This is a genomic window from Streptomyces albireticuli (assembly GCF_002192455.1).
GTDB lineage: Bacteria > Actinomycetota > Actinomycetes > Streptomycetales > Streptomycetaceae > Streptomyces > Streptomyces albireticuli_B.
On the sequence record NZ_CP021744.1, the window covers coordinates 7,215,517 to 7,236,974 of the forward strand.

Genomic DNA, 21,458 nt, shown 5'->3' on the forward strand with positions numbered 1-21,458 from the left:
CCTGTCCGATATTCGGACGATCGCCTCACGCAGCGTGATCGTCCCGCACCAGAGCTTCGGCAGGCCCGGGACGGCCGGGACGGCTCGGGGGCCTGCATGGCGCGAACCTCTCACGCGTCACACCCGCCCCACCAGTGGCGATCACGTCGTTGAGCGCGCCAAGTGGCCGGATTCATGCGCTCGATCGCGCCGACGGACCGGGGCGAGGACGTGGAACAGAGCGGTCCGCCGCCTGGTCCGGGGGGAGCGCGGGACGCCGGGCCGGGCGGGGGCCGGCGGGTAAAGTTGCCTGGCGCCGGTGCTGCCCGGCCCCTTACCGTGCCCGGCCGACGAGGCCCCGGGCGGAGCCCGATCCCGACAGGTACTTCTTCTTGCCCTCCTCCATATCGTCCCGGGGCGCGCGGCGGCGCGGCTCCCGCCCGTCCTGGCTCGCCCCGAAGGTCCTGCGCACCGAGGTGCTGGCCGGCCTGGTCGTCGCGCTGGCCCTGATACCCGAGGCGATCTCGTTCTCGGTCATCGCCGGGGTCGCGCCGAGCGTCGGCCTCTTCGCCTCGTTCACCATGGCCGTCACCACCGCCGTCGTGGGCGGCCGGCCCGCCATGATCTCGGCGGCGACCGGGGCCGTCGCCCTCGTCATCGCGCCGCTGAACCGGGAGCACGGGCTCGGGTACCTGATCGCCTGCGTCATCCTCGCCGGTGTCTTCCAGATCGCCCTGGGCGCGCTCGGCGTCGCGAAGCTGATGCGGTTCGTCCCGCGCGGCGTGATGGTCGGGTTCGTCAACTCGCTGGCCATCCTGGTCTTCCTGGCCCAGGTGCCCGAGCTGCGGGACGTGCCCTGGGCCGTCTACCCGCTCGTCGCCGCCGGCATCGGGCTGATGGTGCTGTTCCCCAGGATCACCAAGGCGGTGCCCGCGCCGCTGGTCTCCGTGGTCGTCCTCACCGTGGTGACCGTGGCCGCGGGCATCGCCGTGCCGACGGTGGGGGACCGGGGCGACCTGCCCTCCGCGCTGCCGGTGCCCGGCCTGCCGGACGTGCCGCTCACGGTGGGGACCCTGACCACCGTCGCCCCGTACGCGCTGGCGATGGCCCTGGTCGGCCTGATGGAGTCGCTGCTCACCGCGCGGCTCGTCGACGACCTCACCGACACCCCCTCCGACAAGACCCGCGAGTCCATGGGCCAGGGCGTCGCCAACATCGTGACCGGCTTCCTCGGCGGCATGGGCGGCTGCGCGGTGATCGGCCAGACGATGATCAACGTACGGGTGTCCGGCGCCCGTACCCGCCTGTCGACGTTCCTGGCCGGGGTGTTCCTGCTGGTGCTGTGCGTCGTCTTCGGCCCCGTCGTCTCCGACATCCCCATGGCCGCCCTCGTCGCCGTCATGATCATGGTGTCGGTGGCCGCGTTCGACTGGCACTCCATCGCCCCGAGGACCCTCCGGCGGATGCCCGCGGGCGAGATCACCGTGATGGTCGTCACCGTCGGCTGCGTGGTCGCCACGCACAACCTCGCCGTCGGCGTGATCGTCGGCTCCCTCGCCGCGATGGCCGTCTTCGCCAGGCGGGTGTCCCGCGCCGTCCGGGTCGAGGCCGCCCTCGCGCCCGGCGGCGACCGGGTCGTCTACACGGTGACCGGCGAGCTCTTCTTCGCCTCGTCCGACGACCTGACCGGCCGCTTCGACTACGCGGGCGACCCCGGCACGGTCGTCGTCGACCTCTCCGGGGCGCGCGTCTGGGACGCCTCCTCCGTGGCCGCGCTGGACGCCGTCGAGGCCAAGTACGCGCAGCGCGGCAAGACGGTGGAGATCACCGGCCTCGACGGGGCGAGCGCGAAGCTGCACGGCGCGCTGAGCGGGGAGCTCGCGGGAGGGCAGTGACGCCGGGGTCCGGGGCGCGGTGCCCGCGGAGCTGATCGAACATTGGCCGGTTCGTCCCTGTGATCACCGTCGGCCGGGTGGGGAGGCTGAACCCGGCCGGTCCCGGTCGACGACGAGCGACGAGCGAGGTCAGCACCGATGAGCCAGGACACCAGCACGCCGGGCGCGGGCGAGGACGCGACGCGCCGCTACTACGACTCCACCGACGTCGACGCCTTCTACCGCTCCGTATGGGGCGGCGAGGACATCCACACCGGCATCTACCGGCACCCGGACGAGCCCGTCGCGGACGCCTCCCGCCGCACCGTCGAGCGGGTGGCGGACAAGCTCGCCGACCGGCTCGGCCCCGGCCGCTCCGTGCTGGACCTCGGCTCCGGCTACGGCGGGACCGCCCGCTACCTGGCGGAGCGCTTCGGCTGCCGCGTCGTCGCGCTCAACCTCAGCGCCGCCCAGAACGAACGGCACCGCGCCACCAACGCCGAGCGCGGTCTGGACGGCCTCGTCGAGGTCGTCACCGGCTCGTTCCACGACGTCCCCTTCCCCGACGGCGGCTTCGACGCCGTCTGCTCCCTGGAAGCCCTCTGCCACAGCGACGACCGGGACAAGGCGCTCGGCGAGGCGGTACGGGTCCTCGCGCCTGGCGGCGCGCTGGCCTTCACCGACATCATGGCCGCCGAGGACGTCCCCGCGGAAGCGCTCCGTCCGGCCGTGTCCCGGCTCGGCGTGGACGCGCTGGCGACCCCGTCCTCCTACCGGGACCGGCTCACCGAACTCGCGCTGACGGACGTCGGCTTCGACGACCACAGCGAGCAACTGCTCACCCACTACACGCGGCTCACGGCGGAGACCGGCGCGCGTGCCGAGGAGCTCCGGCGGATCGTCAGCGACGCGTACGTCGGCCATCTGCTGGAGAACCTGCCGGTGTGGGTGGAGGCCGCGCGCGGCGGGAAGCTGCGCTGGGGCGTGACACACGGGCGGCGCCCGAGCTAGCCGGCCGCGGCGGGGCTCTTCCCGGTCCCGCCCCTTCCCGGACCGGGGCCCGGGGCGGAGGCGGTTCGAGAAGGGGCGGGTAAGGGAAAGGCGCCAGACACCGACCGGCACTCCCGCCGCGCCTTCGACGATGAGGGGCACCCGTGACCACCACCTCCGCCCGGCTCCAGCCGATACCCCAGGACTTCAGGGACTCCGTCGCCCTCGCGCTCGGCCGGAACGGGGCCGTCCGCGACTTCGCGGCCGAGGCCGTCGCGACGGGCGTGACCGGCGTCTTCCTCGTCGGCTGCGGGGGCGCGCTGGCCGACGCCTGCCCGGCGCACTTCCTGCTGGAGGCCGGGGCGCCGTTCCCCGTGCGGTGCATGACCAGCGCCGAGTTCACCCACCGCCGGCCGGCCACTCTGGGCGCGGGCTCGGTCGTCCTGGTCAGCTCGCACACGGGGACCACCCAGGAGTCCCTCGCCGCCGCGCGCCTCGCCCGCGCGGCCGGAGCCCGCGTCGCCGCCGTCACCCGCGCCGCCGACAGCCCGCTGGCCAGGATGTCCGACGCGGCCTGGACCTACGGGAGCAACGACACCGTCGTCGCGCCCCGGCAGGTCCTGCTCGGCCAGTTCGCCCACGCCTTCCTTGAGGCGGCCGGCGCGGAGGGGGACCACGCGGCCGTCCGCGCCGCGTACGAGGCGCTGCCCGAGGCGCTGTTCGCGACGCTGGAGGAGACCGAGGAGCTCAACCACGCCCTCGCCACCGCGCTGGCCGACGAACCCGTCACCTATGTGCTGGCCTCGGGCCCCCAGTACGGCGAGGCCTACGCCTTCGCCATGTGCCATCTGCTGGAGAAGCAGTGGAAGCACGCCGCCGCCTTCCACGCGGGCGAGTTCTTCCACGGCGCCTTCGAGATCGTCACGGAGGAGCAGGCCGTGCTGCTCTTCCTGGGCGAGGACGCGACCCGCCCGCTGGCCGAACGCGCGCGGGCCTTCCTCGACCGCCACACGAAGAAGGCCCACTACATCGACACGGCGGAGCTGCGGCTGCCGGGCGTGCCCGCGGCGGCGCGGGGAGCGATCGGCCCGCTGGCGCTCGCCACGGTGACGACGCGGTTCTCGCAGCACCTGGAGGCGGTGCGGGGACACGGCCCGGACAAACGGCGCTACATGTTCCGCATCGAGTACTGACGGGCTCCGGGCCCGGTGACGGCCCGCGAGCCGGTGGGGGCCGGGTCGCCCTAGCAGCCTTCCACGCGCCGGACAGGCGGCGGGACACGCCTGTCCGGCCCTCCGGCGCCTGAGGCCGCTCCTGGCGGGCGGCCGGAGGAGCCGCGACCTGATCGCGGCGAGGACCCGCCGCGCCGCGGCGGACGTACGTACGCCCTCGTGCCGCACGTGACCGCCGTGGGCCGCGCCCCGGGCGGGCGGCTCCTGGACCGGGGCGCCTCACGAACGTCACGCCTGCACTCTGGCGTCCTGCCTTCCCTCAGCTCTACCTTGGCCACGCTAGGCACACTCGAACAAACAGCTTGTCATGTCCGCATCCGACGATGTTCAGGCAAGAGGTGAGCCGTGTTCCCGCGCCCCAGACGCGCACGCCGATTACGGCGGTCGAGTATCGTCGCCCTGCTCCTCGGCGTCGTGGCCGTCGTCGCCGCCGGACCCGCGCGGGCGACGCCCGACGTCCCCCGGGTCCGACCGCCCCTCGTCCAGCCGATCGATCCGCAGAACTGGCGCAACCCCGACGACATGACCTGGGCCGAGTACCGCTCGGTCCCGGGAACGCACTGGGCCGACCCTGATCTCAAGCCCACGAAGCGCATGTTCAAGGGCGCCCTGGTGCTCCTGGACTACCCCGACGAGGAGTTCTCCGTCAGCAAACCGCCCGGCGCCGCCCGGTTCGGGAACCCGCTGCCCAGCGCGTCCGGCATCCCCCGCGCGCAGGTTCCCCGGTTCTACGAGGACTTCCTCAACAAGCCCGGCGCCCTCAACCACGGCCACACCATCAACGAGTACTGGATGGAGGACTCCGGCGGCCGCGTCGGCGTGGACCTGACCGCCTTCGGCGTCTACCGGATGCCGTGGAAGTCCTACCAGTACGGCATCGAGCCCGGCATGAACCCCGGCGCCTGCCCGGTCGGCGACTCCTGCGGCAAGGACATCCGCACCGACGGCAAGCGTAACTGGGTCGCCGACGTGGGCGCCGACAAGGCCGCGGAGTTCGACTTCGTCTTCTACCTCACCGCGGGGGTGGACGAGTCCTCCGCCTGGCAGGAGTTCGGCCAGATGAAGTTCGCGTCCCCGCAGGACGTGCCCGCGGCCTGGGGCCCGCCCTCCGCCATCCCCGGCGGCGGGAACGCCGCGAAGACCCGCTACGTGCCGTGGACGTCCTGGCAGGCCGCCGCCCGCATCTGGCCCAACGCCGCGAACGGCTCGTCCACCCAGGCCGAGAGCTCCGGCATGGCCACCTTCGCCCATGAACTCAGCCACATCCTGGGCATCGGGGACAACTACAACAACCCCTACGGCACCCCGTTGAGCCGCGCCTACACGGGCATCTGGGGCATGCTCTCCCGGGGCTCGTTCAACGGCCCCGGCGGACCGCACACGCGCTGGCAGGTCCCCGCCACCGCCGGCGGCTCGATGGGCGCCCAGCACGTGCTCCGGGACAAGCTCAAACTCGGCATCGTCGACGAGAAGAACGTCCTGCGCCTCGACCGCGACGCCCTCAAGGACTCCGGGCCCGTCGTCGCCCGCGTCACCGCGCGCTCCGCGCCGCCCGGCGATAAGGGCCTCACCGGCGTCAACATCACCATGGGCCGCGACCTGTCACCCACCTGCGACCGCGCCACCGATCCCCTCTGCGACGGCGGGGGTTACGACAACTACACCGTCGAGGTCGTCGACCGCATGGGCATGGACTCCTTCACGCCCGACAACGGGGTCCTGCTCAGCAAGACCAAGAACGCGGACCGCGCCCCCTTCGCCTGGGTGATCGACGCGCACCCCGAGGACATCGGCATGGTGGACTTCCTGCGCCCCGACGGCACCCCGCAGAAGATCACCATGGGGGACTACCGGCAGCTCAGCGACGCGCTCCTGCACGCCGGAGCCGACTCGGGCAGCTCGTACGAGTACGTCGACCGGGCCAACCGGCTGCACTTCTACGTCCTCGATGTGCGGCGCGACGCCGTCGGCGTGCTGTCCTACAGCATCGGCGTCAAGTCCCTGGACGGCGCGGGCCCGCAGGCCCGCGGGCTCGCGCTCGGCCAGGGCAAGGCCCAGGGCCGCCCCGCCGACGGCCGGGCCGTGTGCACCTTCGCCCTCGCCAACACCGGCCGCGCCACCGACGCCGGGCCGTACCTGTCCTCCGACGTGTACCGGCTGTCGGCCACGGCCGCCGGACGCGGCTGGTCCGCCTGGCTCCCCAACCGGCTCGCCACCGCCGAGGCCGGCTCCTCCGTGCCCGTCGAGGTCGCGGTGAACGCCAAGGCGGGCGCCGACCGGGACGGCAAGGTCGTCCTCACGGCACGCTCCGAGAGCGACCCGGGCAAGACCGCCAAGGCCACCTGCTCGCTGAAGAAGTAGGCCCGGGGCGCCCCGGGCACCTCGCCGGGCACCCGGGGCCCCGGGCAGCACGCGGCCACCGTCCTCACGGGCGGTGGCCGCGTCGCGTGCGGGTGCCGGACGCCCCTTTCCCTCTCGTGCGTACGCCGGTGCGCGGGCCCGCCGGGGCGGGATCCCCGGATGCGTCGAGGCGCGGAGAGAAGCCGGTGGTTCCGGCGGAAGGGCAGGGCACAGCTTTCCCGGACCGGAGTTTTCCCGCGGGCCCGCAGCGGTTCCGCCGCGATTCCGCGCCGGCGGCCGGAGGGACCCGCGCAGAGGAGATGAGGTTCCGTTGCGCCCTCGTGCCCGTACCCGATTCCGCGCCTGTTCCGCCGCCCTCTCCGCGCTCTCCCTCCTGCTGCTGGGGGCCCTGACGGGTTGCTCCAGCGAAGAGGACGAAAAACGCCGCTCCGGCAGCGACGCCAAACCGGGCACCGCCCGGGCGGCGCTGGCGGAGCTGCCCGTGAAGGCCGCCGCGTCGAAGGAGGGCTACGACCGCGCCAAGTCGTTCGGCCCGGCCTGGTCCGACAAGACGGAGGCCCCCGGCTCGGGCAACAAGTGCGACACCCGGAACGACATCCTGCGCCGCGACCTGAAGGACCCCGTGTTCGACGGCGGGAAGAAGTGCGTGATCACCTCGGGCACGCTCGCGGACCCGTACACCGGCAGGACGATCTCCTTCCAGCGCGGCCGCCCGTCCTCCTCGGTGGACATCGACCACGCCGTGGCCCTCTCGGCCGCGTGGCGGACCGGGGCGCAGAAGCTCACCCAGGGAAAGCGTGAGGCCCTGGCCAACGACCCCCTCAACCTCATCGCGGCCGACGGCCCGGCCAACCGGGCCAAGGGCGACAAGGACGCCGCCGCCTGGCTGCCGCCGAACAAGGCGTACGCCTGCCCCTACGTGGCACGCCAGATCGCGGTGAAGAAGGAGTACAAGCTCTGGGTCACCGCCGAGGAGGGCGCCGCGATGCGGAAGGTCCTCGACACCTGCCCCGCCCACCGCCTCCCGGCGGAGTCCAGCCCCGATGTCGCGCTGAAACCCCAGAACTGAAATCCCAGAACTGAAATCCCAGAACTGAAACCCCAGGGCGGAAACCCCAGGACCGGGCCCCCGGGCGGGGGCCCGAAAGCGCGGGGCCGGAGGCGTGTCGGACGCGCCGGAGAGGCACCCGGTGCGCCGGGAAGGTAAGCAGGAGTCATGCGCCTCCAGCTCCGTCCGCCGGGTCTCGGGCAGCCGTGGCGTCACCGCCCCGCGCTGCTCGCCGTACCGTTCGGGCTCATCGTGGTGATCATGGTGCTCGACCTGGTGACCGGCAAGGACATCCAGCTGGGGCCGCTGCTCGTGGTGGCGCCGGCGCTCACCGCCATGATCGGCGGCGTCCGGCTCACGGCCCTGGCCGGGGTGCTCGCCGTGGGCGCCCAGATCCTGCTCAGCGCGCTGCTCGGCGGGGTGACGACGGCCAACCACCAGACCCAGACCGTGGCGCTCTTCCTGGTCTCGCTCTTCGTCGTGGCCTTCCGGGCCGTCCACGAACGGCACGAACGGGCCCTGCTCAAGGTCCGCTGGATCGCCGACGTCGCACAGAAGGTCCTGCTCCGGCCGCTCCCGGACCGGGTCGGCGCGCTGCGGATCGCGTCCGTCTACGTCGCGGCGGAGGCGGAGGCGCAGATCGGCGGCGACCTCTACGCGGTGGCGCCCGGGCGGTACGGGACGCGCTTCCTGATCGGGGACGTGCGCGGCAAGGGCCTGCCCGCCGTCGGCGACGCGGCCCTGCTGCTCGGGGCCTTCCGCGCGGCCGCCCACCGCAACCCGCCGCTGGCCCGGCTCGTCGCGCACCTGCACAACGCCGTCTACTGGAACACGGTGGACCCCACCGGCGCGCCCGACGACGGCGAGAGCTTCGTGACCGCCGCGATCGTGGAGGTCCCGGCCGACGAGGAGCTGGTCAGGCTGATCAGCTGCGGCCACCCGCCCCCGCTGCTCCTGCGGGACGGGAAGGTCACCTTCCTGACGGCGGGTGACCCGGCGCTCCCGCTCGGGGTGGGCGGCGAGCTGTCGGAGGAGGACTACGCCTCCGAGACGTTCTCCTACCGCGGCGGCGACGTGCTCCTGCTCTACACGGACGGCGTCGTCGAAGCGCGCGACTCCCAGGGCGCCTTCTACGACCTCGCCGGGAACGTGGGGGCCTGGAACGAGACCGAACCCCGGCGGCTCGTCCAGCTGATCCACGAGAGCCTGCTCGCCCACGCGGGAGGCTCCCTCGACGACGACGCCGCGTTCGTCGCCGTCGAACGCCACGCGTGAGCCGCGCCCATCTCCCCAACTTGGTCCAGACCTATTGACGGCCCGCCCGGGCCCTCCGACGATTGCCCCCTCCGGGTGTCTCCGCGCCCCGGTGCGGTCGGGCGCGGCCGGAGGGGAGCGTGGAGGGACCATGACGAGAAGCGGCACGTCCGGAAGAGTGGCACGTCTGCTCGGGGCCGGGCTGGCCCTGGTGTTTCTCACCCAGCTGCCCGCCGAAGCGGCGGCGGGCACCCGTGCGGACGAGACCTGCGCGGTCAAGTCGAAGCCCGCGGGCAAGGTGCTCCAGGGCTACTGGGAGAACTGGGACGGCGCGGCCAACGGCGTGCATCCGCCGTTCGGCTGGGCGCCGATCACCGACGCCCGTTTCCGCGACCACGGCTACAACGTGCTCAACGCGGCCTTCCCGGTCATCCGCCCGGACGGCACCGTCCTGTGGGAGGACGGGATGGACGCCACCGTGAAGGTCGCGACCCCGGCCGAGATGTGCCGGGCCAAGGAGGCGGGGGCCACGCTCCTCATGTCCATAGGCGGCGCGGCCGCCGGCATCGACCTCGGCTCCAGCACCGTCGCCGACCGCTTCGTCGAGACGGTGGTGCCGATCCTCAAGAGGTACAACTTCGACGGCATCGACATCGACATCGAGACCGGCCTGACCGGCAGCGGCGACATCACCAAGCCGTCCGCCTCGCAGGCCAACCTCATGCGCATCATCGACGGCGTCCTCGCCCGGATGCCCTCGGACTTCGGCCTCACGATGGCGCCCGAGACCGCCTATGTCACCGGCGGCAGCGTGACGTACGGGTCGATCTGGGGCGCGTACCTCCCGATCGTGAAGAAGTACGCGGACAACGGCCGCCTGTGGTGGCTGAACATGCAGTACTACAACGGGAACATGTACGGGTGTTCCGGCGATTCCTACTCCGCCGGGACGGTGAAGGGCTTCACCGCGCAGACGGACTGCCTGAACAAGGGCCTGGTCGTGCAGGGCACCACCATCAAGGTCCCCTACGACAAGCAGGTCCCGGGCCTGCCGGCGCAACCGGGCGCAGGGGGCGGCTATATGACCCCGGGGCTGGTGGCCCAGGCGTGGAACACCTACGGGGGCGGTCTGAAGGGGCTGATGACCTGGTCTGCCAACTGGGACGGCTCGAAGGCGTGGAGCTTCGGGAACAACGTGAAGGCCTTGCAGGGCCGCTGAGTGCGCGGAGCCCGTCCGGGAAGGGGCGGTGGTGTGATCGTCAGGGGTTATGGAGCGAGTGATCCATAACGTGTTAGCGTTCGACCTCACGCAAGGGGTGTCGCGGCCCGGTTATGAAGCGGATGATTCAGAATCCGCCCGGCCGGGCCGCCGCCCCGCACCGCAACGGAGGACGCGTTCATGCCCCTGGCCGTCTACATACTCGGCTTCGGAATCTTCACCCAAGGCACCTCGGAGTTCATGCTCTCCGGCCTGCTGCCCGCACTCGCCGACGACCTCGGGGTCTCCATCCCCGGAGCCGGGCTGCTGATCTCCGCCTTCGCCATCGGCATGGTCGTCGGCGCGCCCCTGCTGACGGTCGCCACCCTGAACTGGCCGCGCCGGACCGCTCTGGTCGCCCTGCAAGGGGTCTTCGTCGCCGCGCACGTCGTCGGCGCGCTCGCGCCGGGTTACGGGGTGCTGTTCGCCACCCGGGTCGTGGGCGCCCTGGCCTACGCCGGGTTCTGGGGCGTGGCCGTGACCACGGCCGTGGCCCTGGTGCCCGCGGAGGCCAGGAGCAAGGCCGTGGCCGTGGTCGGCGGCGGGCTCACGCTCGCCACCATCGTCGGGGTGCCGGCCGGCACCGTCCTCAGTCAGTTCTCCGGCTGGCGCGCGGCGTTCTGGGCCGTCGCGGCGGCGACCGTCGTCAGCCTGCTGTGCACCCTGGTGGCCGTCCCCGCCGGGAGCGCCGGCGAGCGGCCCCGGTCGGTCCGGGCCGAGCTGCGCGGCATGGCGCGGCCGCAGCTGTGGCTCTCGTACGCCGTCACGGCGTTCACCTTCGGCGCGGTCATCGTCACCTTCAGCTATCTGGCCTCGGTGCTCACCGACGTGAGCGGCCTGCCGGAGGGCTGGGTGCCCGCCGTGCTGGCGCTGTTCGGCGCCGGCGGGCTGATCGGCCTGGTGATCGGCGGCCGCACCGCCGCCACGCACCCGCTGGCCACGCTCGCCTGGGGGCTGGGCGCGCTCGTGGTCGTCTCGGCGCTGCTCGCGCTGACGGCGCGGCACCTGGCCGTCGCCGTCCCGCTGGTCTTCCTGCTCGGCGTGGCCGGGTACGTCACCAACCCCGCCCTCCAGTCGCGGGTGTTCCCCCTCGCCCCCGACGCCCCCACGCTGGCCGGCGCGACCAACACCTCGGCGTTCAACGTCGGCAACACCCTCGCGCCGATGCTGGGCGGGCTGGCCATCGACGCCGGACTCGGCTTCGCGTCCGTGGCCTGGGTCGGCGCCGCGCTCGGCGCGGCCGGGTGCGCGGCCGTCCTGTGGGCCGGCCGTCTCCAGCGCGCCGGCCAGGCGGCGGTGACCGGGCGTACCGCGGTCCGCGAGGTGCCGGAGCCCCGCCCCGCGCCGGCCGGCCGGGGCCTCTGACCACCTCGTACGCCTCTGCCGCCGCCTCGGCCCCTTGGTTTCCGTAAACGCGTCGAACCCTTTAGCGTGTGGGCATGGCCAGGCCGAGAGAATTCGACGAGAGCCGCGTCATCCGCGCGGCGATGGAGACGTTCTGGCGGCACGGCTACGAGGGCACGTCCACCCGGGACCTCAGCAGGAGCACCGGGCTGGGACCGTCGAGCCTGTACAACACCTTCGGCGACAAACGCGGGTTGTACCTGCGCGCCCTGCGCTGGTACCACGAGACGAGCACGGCCGACCAGATCGCGCTGCTCCGCTCGCCCGGCACCGCGAAGGACCGGCTGCGCGCCCTGATGGTCCAGGCCGTCGACGCGGACCTCGCGGGCACCGGGCAGGCCGGGTGCTTCGCCATCAACGCGGCCGTCGAGAGGGCGGCGGTGGACCCGGACGTCAAGGAAGAGGCCGGCCGGACCTTCGCCCGCGTCGAGGAGGAGCTCCGCGCGGTCCTGGAGACCGGGCAGCGCTCCGGGGAGATCCGCGCCACGCGGGACGCCCGGAGCCTGGCCCGGCAGGTGCAGAGCGCGTACTACGGCCTGCGGATCCTGAGCCGTGTCCAGGACGACCGGGAGGTCCTGCTGGGCATCGTCGAGAGCACGCTGGCCGACCTGTAGCCGCCCCGCTCCACCCCCGCGTTCCGGCCCGCGCGATCGGCTCATACCTTTCTGGCGGCGGACCGCGCCCTGCGCTTGAATCCGGGACCACATCGGAGCGCCGCGGCGTACGAAGGGGTGGGGGCGTGGCAGGCATGGACACGCGCACGCGCGCCGGGTCACCGGCCGCCGACCCGGTGCCGCTGCACCGGCTGGGGGTCCCGCGGCCGTCGGTGCCGCCCTTCGCCATGGGGTCCTTCGACGTCTTCGGGCCCGACTCCCGGGCGGGCTACCCGCACCGGCACACCTTCTACGAGATAGTCCATGTGACCGGCGGCTCGGGCGCCCACGTCGTCGACCTCGTCCGCCGGCCGCTCGACCCGCCGCACCTGGGCTTCCTGCTGCCCGGCCAGGTGCACTACTGGGAGCGGGTCTCCGGGCTGCGCGGCGTGGTGATGCTGTTCACCGAGGACTTCCTGCTCTCCCGCCCCGGCGACCGGCAGCTCCTGCGCGCCCTCGGCGAACGGCCGTGGCTGGACCTGCCCCGGGGGCCGAACGGCGAGGACACCGCGGGGCTCGGCCGGCTGGTCCGGGCGATGGGGCGGGAGTTCACCGCCAAGGCGGACGGCTACGCGTCCGTGCTGGAGGCGTATCTGCACATCCTGCTCGTGCGCGCGCTGCGCCTGCCCGGCGCGACGGGCCCCGGGCCCGGCACCGGCCGGGCAGCGGCGGTCTCCCGGGAGTTCGGCCTGCTCCTCACCGCGACCGCCGGGGCCGAGCGGTCGGTCGGGGCGTACGCCGCGCGCCTCGGGGTCTCGGTCGGCTATCTGAACGAGGCCGTCAAGCAGACCACGGGACGGACGCCCGGGGAGCTGGTCCGCGCCACGCGGACCCTGGAGGCCAAGCGGCTGCTGACCGGTTCCGCCCTCACCGTCGGCCAGGTCGCCCGCCGGGTGGGGTTCACGGACCCCGCGTACTTCTGCCGCTTCTTCCGGCGCGAGACGGGGGTCAGTCCCGGGGACTTCCGCCGTACGGCCGGAGGGAATCACCACGTTCACCGAACGGAGTCCATCGATCCGCACGGCCCGCGTCCCTAGGTTCGTCAGCGAGCCAACTCACCCCCAGGAGGCGGACCATGACGGACGAGCACGGCGCCGAAGGCGGCATAGGAAGCACCGGCGGACCCGGAGGCATCGACGGCATCGGCGCGGCGGCCGTGGGACGGCGGCCGGTCAGCCGTAAGACCCTGCTCAAGGCGGCGCTCGTCGCGGTGCCGGTACCCGCGCTGCTCGGCGGCGGCGCGGCGCTCGCGCGCGACCACCGGCCCTCGGACGCGCCCCTGGAGCCCACACCGTTCTGCGACGACGGGGACGACCCGACGCCACCGCAGACCGAGGGCCCGTACTTCAAGCCGAACTCCCCGGAGCGCGCCTCCCTGCTGGAGCCCGGGACCCGGGGCACCCGGCTCACGGTCTCCGGTTTCGTCTTCGGGCTCACCTGCCTGCCGGTCGCGCACGCCCTGATGGACTTCTGGCAGGCGGACGACGCGGGCGCGTACGACAACCGGGGCTTCCGGATGAGAGGCCATCAATATACGGACGCGCGCGGGGCGTTCACCCTGACGACCATCGTGCCGGGCCTCTACCCGGGCCGCACCCGCCACCTCCACGTCAAGGTCCAGGCGCCCGGCGGCCGGATCCTCACGACCCAGCTCTACTTCCCCGGGGAGCCGCGCAACAACACCGACCCGATCTTCAACCCGGCGCTGCTGATGAACGTCCGCCAGGCCGGGCCGGCGAAACAGGCGACCTTCGACTTCGTCATCACCCCCGGCCGGCGCGGGCGGTAGGGCGCCGGCGGCTCCCGGGGGCCCCACACCCCGGGAGCCCGCGGTCGTACGCGGCGGGAGCCTACGGCCGGGCCCGCCGCGGGTCCTCGATCAGCGCGGTCAGGCCGTCGAGCATCGAGGTGAGGCCGAGCTCGAACATCGCGTCGAGGCGCAGGTCGTACCCCTCGTCCCCGAAGGACCCGAGCACCTTGGCGAACGTCGGGAACCGGCCGGAGGCGACGAGTGCGGCGTAGGCGGCGGTCTGGGAGTCCATCCACTGCTCGTCCGTCAGCCCGGTGGTGCTCGCCGCCTGGGCCTCCCGCTCCAGGTGGACGGCGGTGCCCTGGATGTAGCTGTAGATCAGCGCGTTGAGGTCCAGCATGGTCGCCGGGTCGAGGCCGTGGCCGTCGAGGGCGCCGAGCATCCACTCGGAGTAGGCGATCAGCGAGGGGACGGCCAGCGGGCGGGTGAGGGGCCCGATCTGCGCGAGCCAGGGGTGTGCGCGGTGCAGCGCCCACAGCGTGCGCGCCCCCAGCTCCAGCCGGCTCCGCCAGCCGGCCGGGGCGTCGCGGGGGTACTCCGCCTCCGCGAGCACGGCGTCGGCCATGAGGGACACCAGGTCGTCCTTGCTGTTCACGTAGCGGTACGGCGACATGGCGGCGACCCCGAGCCGGGCGGCGACCCCGCGCATGGACAGGGCGGCCAGCCCCTCGGAGTCGGCGAGGGCGACGGCCGCGCCCACGACGCGGTCGCGGGTCAGCTCACGGTCGTGCGCGGGTGCGGACCCGGACGGGGACGCGGTCCTCGCGGCGGTGCGCGCGTGCTCGTCCGGGGACGTGCGCGCGGGGCCGCCGCCGCCCCGCTCGGCGACCACGGTGCCGACCCGCGGCCGGGCCTCCACGAGGCCCTCCTGCCGCAGGGCGGTCAGGACCTTGGTGGCGGTGGCGAGCGCGACGTTCCACTCCTGGGCGATCCGCCGGGTCGACGGGACGCGGTCGCCGGGGGAGAGTTCGCCGTCCGCGATGCGCCGCCGGAGCTCGGCGGCGATGCGCAGGTACGGCGGAACGTTTTTTTCGGCCACGGAGGGACTCCTTCATCCTGTACTAGTACACAGGCTAGCAGGGGAGACACGCGTCTCCGGCGGGTCTGTACTAGCTCAGACCCTGGCTTATGCCTGGATGGCAGGGCTTGGCGGGCCTGCGTGTACGGCGTACATTCAGAAGCATACGTCGTACAGAAAGGTGATTCCCATGAAGACCGTCCTCGTTTCCGGGGCCGGCGTCGCCGGCCTCACGCTCGCCTACTGGCTCCGCCGCAACGGCTTCGCCCCGACCGTCGTCGAGCGGGCCCCCGCCGTGCGCCCCGGCGGCCAGGCGATAGACGTCCGCGGCGTCGCCCTGGACGTCCTCGACCGGGCCGGGATCCTGGAGGAGGCGCGCGGCGCCCGCACCCGGCTGCGCGGCATGTCGATGCTCGGCCCCGAGGGCGACGAGCGGTGGCGCTCCACCGAGATGACCTTCAGCGGCGGGCGGCTGGACAGCGCCGACATCGAGCTCCTGCGCGAGGACCTCACCGGGCTGCTCCACCGGCGGGCGCTCGACGAGGGGGTGGAGTTCCGCTACGACGACTCCGTCGCCGCGCTCGACGAGCGGGCGGACGGGGTGCGGGTCACCTTCGAGCGGGGCGCGGCGCGGACGTTCGGCCTCGTGGTGGGCGCGGACGGCCTGCACTCGAATGTGCGGCGGCTGGCCTTCGGGCCGGAGGAGCGGTACGTACGGCACCTCGGCGCGTACCTGACGGTGTTCAGCACCGACAACTTCCTGGACCTCGACGACTGGGAGGTCTGGCTCACCGAGGACTCCGTGAGCTACTGCGTCTACCCCGTGCGCGCCAACAGCGAGCTGCGGGCCACGCTGGGCTTCCGGTCGGAGCCGGTCGCCTACGACCACCGCGACGCCGAGCGGCAGAAGGCGCTCATGGCGGAGCGGCTGGCGCATGTGGGCTGGGAGACCCCGCGGTTGCTGGAGGCGATGCGGAACGCGCCCGACTTCTACTTCGACGCGATGGCCCAGATCCGCATGGACCGCTGGACCACCGGCCGGGTGGCCCTCGTGGGCGACGCGGGCCACAGCGCCTCCCCCCTCTCCGGCCAGGGCACGAGCCTGGCCCTCGTGGGCGCGTACGTCCTGGCCGCCGAACTCGGCCGGACGCCCGGCGAGCACACCGCCGCGTTCGCCCGCTACGAGGCCCGCATGCGGCCGTTCGTCGCCCTCAACCAGGCGCTCGTGGACGAGAACCCGGGCGGAATGCCGCCGGAGGAGTCCCTGGAGAAGGCCAAGAACGGCATCGCGCTGGACGGGTGACGGAGCGCGGGGGCGAGGCGCGGGACGTCACCCGGCACCGCGGCCGTCCGTGTCCCGTGGGGCCGACGCGTACGCGCGTGATTGCGGAGGGAGCTGAGGGTGCGTCATGGTCGGGGAAGCAGGATGACACGCGTTCTCGACGACGGAACGGATGGACCATGCCTCTTGAGGGTGAGTACGAGCCCAGCCCGGCGGACTGGGTGCGGGAGCAGGTCGAGCTCTTCGAGGGCTCCGGCGGCACCGAGGGGACGACGTTGCGGGGGATGCCCGTCGTGATCCTCACGACGCTCGGGGCCAGGAGCGGCAAGATTCGCAAGACGCCCCTGATGCGGGTCGAGCACGACGGCGCGTACGCCGTGGTCGCCTCGCAGGGCGGCGCGCCCAAGCACCCGGTCTGGTACCACAACCTCGTCGCCGACCCCAGGGCCGAGCTCCAGGACGGGCCCGTGCGGCGGGACGTGACCGCACGGGAGGTCACCGGCGCGGAGAAGGCGCTGTGGTGGGAGCGCGCGGTCGCCGCGTACCCGGACTACGCCGACTACCAGGCGAAGACGGAGCGCGAGATCCCCGTCCTCGTCCTGGAGCCCGCCGCGTCCCCCCACTGAGCCGGTCCGGCGGCCCGCGGGCCGCCGCCCGTCCGGGTGCCGTCCGCCCGTGGCGGACGGCACCGGCGGGTGGGCTATGTTGAGCGGAAATCGGAGGAGAGGGAGGCACGCCGGTGCCATCAGGGCAGCAGGCACGCGCGCAGGCGTCCGCGATCACGCCGGGCACGCGGTCCCCGGCGGCGGAGCCGCCCGCCGCGGAGAAGATCCGCGCCCTGTTCGGCGGCCACCGGCTGTCCCCCGCGCAACGGCGCATCGCGCAGTACATCACCGACCACCTCACCGAGGCCGCGTTCCTGTCGATCACGGACCTCGCCGAGCGGGTGGGCGTCAGCCAGCCGTCGGTGACCCGGTTCGCGTCCTCGCTGGGGTTCAGCGGGTACCCCGCGCTCCGGGAGGCGCTCCAGCCCATCGCGCTGCGCGCGGTCGCCGGCGCGCCGGGCGCCAGGGAGGAGGTCCGCCGCAACGAGCTCCAGGCGGCCGTCGACGCCGAGATCGCGAACCTGGAGCACCTGCGCCGCGTGTTCGCCGACGCCGACCAGGTCCTCGACATCGGCCGCGAACTCGCCACATCGGTCCCGCTGACCGTCCTCGGCCTGCGGATCTCCGTCTCCCTGGCGGAGTACTTCGCCTACGCGGCCCGGCGGATCCACCCGGACGTGCGCCTGGTGTCCCGCGGCGGCAGCGTCGCCTACGACGCGCTGCTCCAGTCCCGGGAGGCGGGCGGCACCTGGGTGCTCGCCTTCGCGATGCCGCGGCACGCCAAGGAGACCCTGGCCGCGATGCGGGCCGCGCGCAGCACCGGCCTGCGCGTCGCGCTGATCACCGACCTGACGCTGGGGCCGCTCGTGGAGGAGGCCGACGTGGCGCTCACCGCCGGCACCGGCTCGCGCCTCGTCTTCGACTCGTACGCCGCCCCGGGGATCCTCTCGGCGGCCCTCCTCCAGGCGATGGCCGACGCGGACCCCGAGCGCACCCAGCTCCGCCTGGAGAAGTACGAGCAGGCCGCCGACCAGCACGATTTCTTCCTGGACTCCTGACCCGGCGCCGGCGCCGGACCGGCTGAGCCCGGCCGCCGCACCGGGTGTCACCGGGGTTTTCCGCCCCAAACACACATGAAATTTTTCATGCACTTGCTTACTTGGCGGTAAATATATTTACTTCGTGGGCACCCCCGGGCCCCTGAAGCGGCGGCCCCGGGACATGGACGAACATCCAGGGACGACACCTCCTCGTCGGCCCCCGGTGTTCCGTTCGGGCGCTCCGCCCCCTCGGACGCCCCCGGCGGCCCCGGTCTACCCCCTGGGCCGGGACCGCCGGCCGCAAACGGACCCCCTCAAGGGGGTACGGACGTGCGCCGCGGAGCCGCCGCGTACAGGCTGGTCCCATGGATCAGGTCCCCAAGGAGCTGCGGATCGCGGTGGCCATGCGCGGCGGAGTCAGCCTCGCCGTCTGGATGGGCGGGGGCTGCCGGGAGATCGCCGCGCTGCGCGGGGCGGCCCAGGACCGGGCGCGCGGTGCCGCCGCGCCGGGTGCCGAGGGCTACGGCGCGCTCCTGGACCTCTGCCGCTACGACGACGTGACCGTCGACGTCCTCGCCGGCACCAGCGCGGGGGGACTCAACGGCGCTCTCCTCGCCTGCCATCTGGCCTACGGCATGGAGTTCGGCGACAACATGCGCCGCCTGTGGCTGCGCCTGGGCGACCTGGAGTCCCTGACCCGCAGCCCCGGCACCCCGCGCCTGCCGGGCCTCCCGGAGCCGCCGGACTCCCCGCCGGACCTCCCGCGCGTCCCGGACTCCCTGCTCCGCGGCGACGAGGTCTTCTACGAGCGGCTCGCCGACAGCCTCCTGACAGAGATCGGCAAGCAGCCCCCGGACCGGCCCGGCGGCGGCCCCGTACGCCTGATCCTCACGGCCACCCGGGTCACCCCCCGCCAGGACTGGGTGCGCCCCACCATCGGCCAGCCGCTGGAAGTGGGGCGCACCCGCGCCTTCTTCCGCTTCCGGCACCGGCCCGGCACCGCCTTCCTCACCGACTTCGGCAGCCCGTCCGGCCCCTGGCCCCCGGAGGACGCCGTACGCCGCCTCGCCTACGCCGCCCGCACGAGCTCGTCGTTCCCCGGCGCCTTCGAGCCGGGGCAGCCCTTCGTCGGCGCCCCCGGCAGCACGGTGCCGCCGCACGACCCGGACGTCGTCGACATGAGCTCCGTCAGCAGCGAGGCGGGCCACGGCGAGGCGCCCGACGGCCGCCTCGAACTCGTCGACGGCGGCCTCCTGGACAACATCCCCGTCGCCTGGGCCGTCCGCGCCATCGCCGGCATGCCCGCGAAGGCGCCGGTCGACCGCTGGCTGCTCTATCTGCAACCCGAGCCCCCCATGCTCCCGGACGCCGTGGCGCACCCGGTTCAGCAGCGCCGGATGACCCGGCTGCTGCGGCTCGCCCGGCGGGCCTCGGCCATCAAGGCCGGCTCCGAGTCGCTCTGGGAGGACGCCGTCGACCTGCGCGCCGCCCAGTCGGCCGCCGAGCAGCGGCAGGCCCCGGTGGCCGCCCTGCCCGCCACCGGGTGGGCGCGGGAGGCGCTCCGGCCCGGCCGGCTGGCCCGCCACCGGACGCTGACCGGGCGGGCCGAGGCCGACCGGTTCGCCCGTCTCCTGGAGGACCCGGCCGAGGTCACCGGCCCGGACCCGCTGCCCCTGCCACCGGGGCCCGGCCCGCTCGACGGCGGCGGCTCGCCCTTCTGCCTCCAGCGGCTGCGCCAGGCCGCCGACGGGCTCGCGCTCCCCGCGGAGCCCGGCTCGCTCGCGGACGTACGGGCGTACGGCATCTCGCCGCTGCCGCTGGCCCGCGCCGTGCGGCTGCTCTTCGACGGGATCCAGGCGGCGGAGGAGACCGGGCAGACCGTGTCCCCGGCCGCCCGCGAACGCCTGTACGCCTGCCGGCTGGCCGTCGCCACGCTGGTCGCCGTCCGGGACCGGCTGGTGCTCCGGCGCTTCCGCGAGTGCGGCGAGGAACCCGTCCGGCGGATCCGCGAGGCCACCGTCTGGCTGGGCGCGGTCATGGCCGAGGCGGGCACGCCGGGCCCCGAGGACGTGGCCGCCTGGCAGGAGTGGCCGGGCCGGCTGGCCGCCGCGGTCGCCGTCGCCAACCCCGCGACCGCCGACCTCGACGCCGACTGGCCCGAGGACCTCTACGGGCCGGTGTGGCGGCGCCTGGCCGCCCTGGGCCGCGAGATCGGGGCGGACGTGCGCCGGCCCGTGCCGGGCTTCGGGGGACTCCAGGGCGCCGGCCCGGACGGCGTGCTGGACGCGCTGCTCGCCGCCGAGGTGCTCATCGGGCCCCTGCGCCCCGACCCGCTGGGCGAACCCACCCGCATCCGCTTCCACACCGTGTCGGCCGCCAACTCCAGCTGGGCCACCCGGCAGGCCTTCCCCGCCGCCGCGGAGGACCTGGTCGACGCCAAGCTCGGCGGCAACGAGCTGCGCAACTTCGCCTCCTTCCTGAGCGTCCGCTGGCGGCTCAACGACTGGACCTGGGGACGGCTGGACACCGCCGCCTCGCTGGTGGACGTCGTCGCGACGGACGAGCGGCTGGCGAAGCTCTACACCGGCCCGGACGACCCGGCCCTCGCCGGCCTGCTCGACGCCCCGGTGGCCGCCGCGCCCACGGGAAGCCCCTGGGACCCCGTGCGCGCCGCCGTCACCGAGCGGATCCAGCGGCAGATCCTCGACGAGGAACTCCCGCTGCTCGAAAGCCTCCAGGAGGAAGGGCGCGACGAGCCCCTCGGGGCGGAGCCCGACACACCCGTGCCGCCACCACCGCCGGACGACAGGCCGCTCGACGAGCGGCTGGTCCCCCTCGTCGAGGTCGGGGCCGAGCCGGTCGGCGAACTCGTCCGCCGGCCCGCGCCCCGGCGCGCCGCCCTGCGGCTCGGCCTCGTCGCCTGGCGGGCCCTCCAGCCCTCGGGCGACCGCCCGCGCACGTACGTGGCCCGGGGACTGATGGAGCTGTTCCGGCCGCTCGTGTGCCTGCCGCTCGTCCTGTCCCTCGTCGCCCCGTCCGCGGCGCTCGCGGCGGCCGTGTGCGCCTGGTTCGCCGTCATGGCCGGCACCGGGGTCTGGTTCTCGTACCCCGCCCACCTCGCCGTCCTCGTCGGCGTCTCGCTGGCGGCCACCGGCCTCTGCCTCCACCACGCGGCGAAGGGCCGCCGCGCGCTGCTGCCCGGCTTCCTGGTCCCCCTCGGCGCGGGCCTCGTGGCGGCCTACGGATGGCTGGACCACCAGAGGGCGGAGCTGGGGCCCGCGAGCGTCTTCCTCGTCACCGCGCTCGGCTACGGCGGCGCCGTGGCCCTCGCCCTGGTCGCGGGGGTCGGCGTGCGGCGGGTCAGTGTGGTCACCCCCGTCCTGGCCGGCGTCGGCGCGGGCGCCGTCCAGGCCGCCGCGCACCCGCTGCCCGCCTGGGCGGCCTTCGCCGTGCTCTACGGGGTCCTGGCCGCCGGCGCCCTCGCCCTCACGTTCTTCTTCCCGCAGGACGACCCCGACGCGCGGGCGCCGGACCTCCACGACCTGGTGGAGGCCCCGGACGACCGGAGGCGCCCCGTGTCCGAGCCGGTGTAGGCAGGCCGGGGGGACCGGCCGACCGCCCGGCGGTTCCGCGCGTACACCGAACGGCGG

General features: G+C 74.0%; 16 protein-coding genes. 15 read left to right on the plus strand and 1 reads right to left on the minus strand.

Annotated elements, in window-relative coordinates:
* Positions 1–371: 371 nt before the first annotated feature.
* The 11 genes from SMD11_RS31080 (at position 372) to SMD11_RS31130 (ending at position 13,842) form a co-directional block, all read left to right on the plus strand.
* On the plus strand, positions 372–1,874 hold the full coding sequence (locus SMD11_RS31080; protein ID WP_087929612.1) for a SulP family inorganic anion transporter: 1,503 nt from the start codon (positions 372–374) through the stop codon (positions 1,872–1,874).
* A gap of 138 nt (positions 1,875–2,012) precedes the next feature.
* Complete coding sequence (locus SMD11_RS31085) at positions 2,013–2,864, plus strand: SAM-dependent methyltransferase (protein WP_087929613.1); 852 nt, start codon at positions 2,013–2,015, stop codon at positions 2,862–2,864.
* Positions 2,865–3,007: 143 nt separating this feature from the next.
* Positions 3,008–4,036 carry an SIS domain-containing protein gene (locus tag SMD11_RS31090; protein WP_087929614.1) on the plus strand — a complete coding sequence of 343 codons (1,029 nt, stop codon included), beginning with the start codon at positions 3,008–3,010 and terminating at the stop codon, positions 4,034–4,036.
* Between the two features lie 453 nt (positions 4,037–4,489).
* Entirely contained in the window at positions 4,490–6,436 is a 1,947-nt protein-coding gene (locus tag SMD11_RS31095) for a M6 family metalloprotease domain-containing protein (RefSeq protein WP_234366242.1), read from the plus strand.
* Positions 6,437–6,746: 310 nt separating this feature from the next.
* The gene (locus SMD11_RS31100; RefSeq protein ID WP_087929616.1) at positions 6,747–7,505 is read left to right on the plus strand and encodes an HNH endonuclease family protein; all 759 of its coding nucleotides are present in this window, start codon (positions 6,747–6,749) and stop codon (positions 7,503–7,505) included.
* A gap of 147 nt (positions 7,506–7,652) precedes the next feature.
* On the plus strand, positions 7,653–8,759 hold the full coding sequence (locus SMD11_RS31105) for a PP2C family protein-serine/threonine phosphatase (protein WP_087929617.1): 1,107 nt from the start codon (positions 7,653–7,655) through the stop codon (positions 8,757–8,759).
* Positions 8,760–8,889: 130 nt separating this feature from the next.
* Positions 8,890–9,957 (plus strand): chitinase, encoded by a 1,068-nt coding sequence (locus tag SMD11_RS31110; RefSeq protein ID WP_087929618.1) that lies wholly within the window; start codon positions 8,890–8,892, stop codon positions 9,955–9,957.
* A gap of 180 nt (positions 9,958–10,137) precedes the next feature.
* Positions 10,138–11,361 (plus strand): Cmx/CmrA family chloramphenicol efflux MFS transporter, encoded by a 1,224-nt coding sequence (locus tag SMD11_RS31115; RefSeq protein WP_087929619.1) that lies wholly within the window; start codon positions 10,138–10,140, stop codon positions 11,359–11,361.
* Positions 11,362–11,435: 74 nt separating this feature from the next.
* Entirely contained in the window at positions 11,436–12,014 is a 579-nt protein-coding gene (locus tag SMD11_RS31120) for a TetR/AcrR family transcriptional regulator (protein WP_199843993.1), read from the plus strand.
* A gap of 134 nt (positions 12,015–12,148) precedes the next feature.
* Positions 12,149–13,090 carry a helix-turn-helix domain-containing protein gene (locus SMD11_RS31125; protein WP_087929621.1) on the plus strand — a complete coding sequence of 314 codons (942 nt, stop codon included), beginning with the start codon at positions 12,149–12,151 and terminating at the stop codon, positions 13,088–13,090.
* A gap of 38 nt (positions 13,091–13,128) precedes the next feature.
* Positions 13,129–13,842 carry a dioxygenase gene (locus SMD11_RS31130; RefSeq protein ID WP_087929622.1) on the plus strand — a complete coding sequence of 238 codons (714 nt, stop codon included), beginning with the start codon at positions 13,129–13,131 and terminating at the stop codon, positions 13,840–13,842.
* A gap of 61 nt (positions 13,843–13,903) precedes the next feature.
* On the opposite strand, the gene SMD11_RS31135 is transcribed toward SMD11_RS31130, so the two are convergent.
* The gene (locus SMD11_RS31135) at positions 13,904–14,902 is read right to left on the minus strand and encodes a TetR/AcrR family transcriptional regulator C-terminal domain-containing protein (RefSeq protein WP_087929623.1); all 999 of its coding nucleotides are present in this window, start codon (positions 14,900–14,902) and stop codon (positions 13,904–13,906) included.
* Between the two features lie 169 nt (positions 14,903–15,071).
* On the opposite strand from SMD11_RS31135, the gene SMD11_RS31140 reads away from it, so the two are divergent.
* The 4 genes from SMD11_RS31140 to SMD11_RS31155 all read left to right on the plus strand — a co-directional run bounded on the left by SMD11_RS31140 (position 15,072) and on the right by SMD11_RS31155 (position 21,401).
* The gene (locus SMD11_RS31140) at positions 15,072–16,184 is read left to right on the plus strand and encodes an FAD-dependent monooxygenase (protein WP_087929624.1); all 1,113 of its coding nucleotides are present in this window, start codon (positions 15,072–15,074) and stop codon (positions 16,182–16,184) included.
* Positions 16,185–16,342: 158 nt separating this feature from the next.
* Complete coding sequence (locus tag SMD11_RS31145) at positions 16,343–16,789, plus strand: nitroreductase family deazaflavin-dependent oxidoreductase (RefSeq protein WP_087929625.1); 447 nt, start codon at positions 16,343–16,345, stop codon at positions 16,787–16,789.
* A gap of 113 nt (positions 16,790–16,902) precedes the next feature.
* A complete protein-coding gene (locus SMD11_RS31150) occupies positions 16,903–17,826 on the plus strand; it encodes a MurR/RpiR family transcriptional regulator (RefSeq protein WP_199843994.1) in 924 nt (307 codons plus the stop codon).
* 347 nt (positions 17,827–18,173) lie between these two features.
* On the plus strand, positions 18,174–21,401 hold the full coding sequence (locus SMD11_RS31155) for a DUF3376 domain-containing protein (protein ID WP_087929627.1): 3,228 nt from the start codon (positions 18,174–18,176) through the stop codon (positions 21,399–21,401).
* Positions 21,402–21,458: the final 57 nt, after the last annotated feature.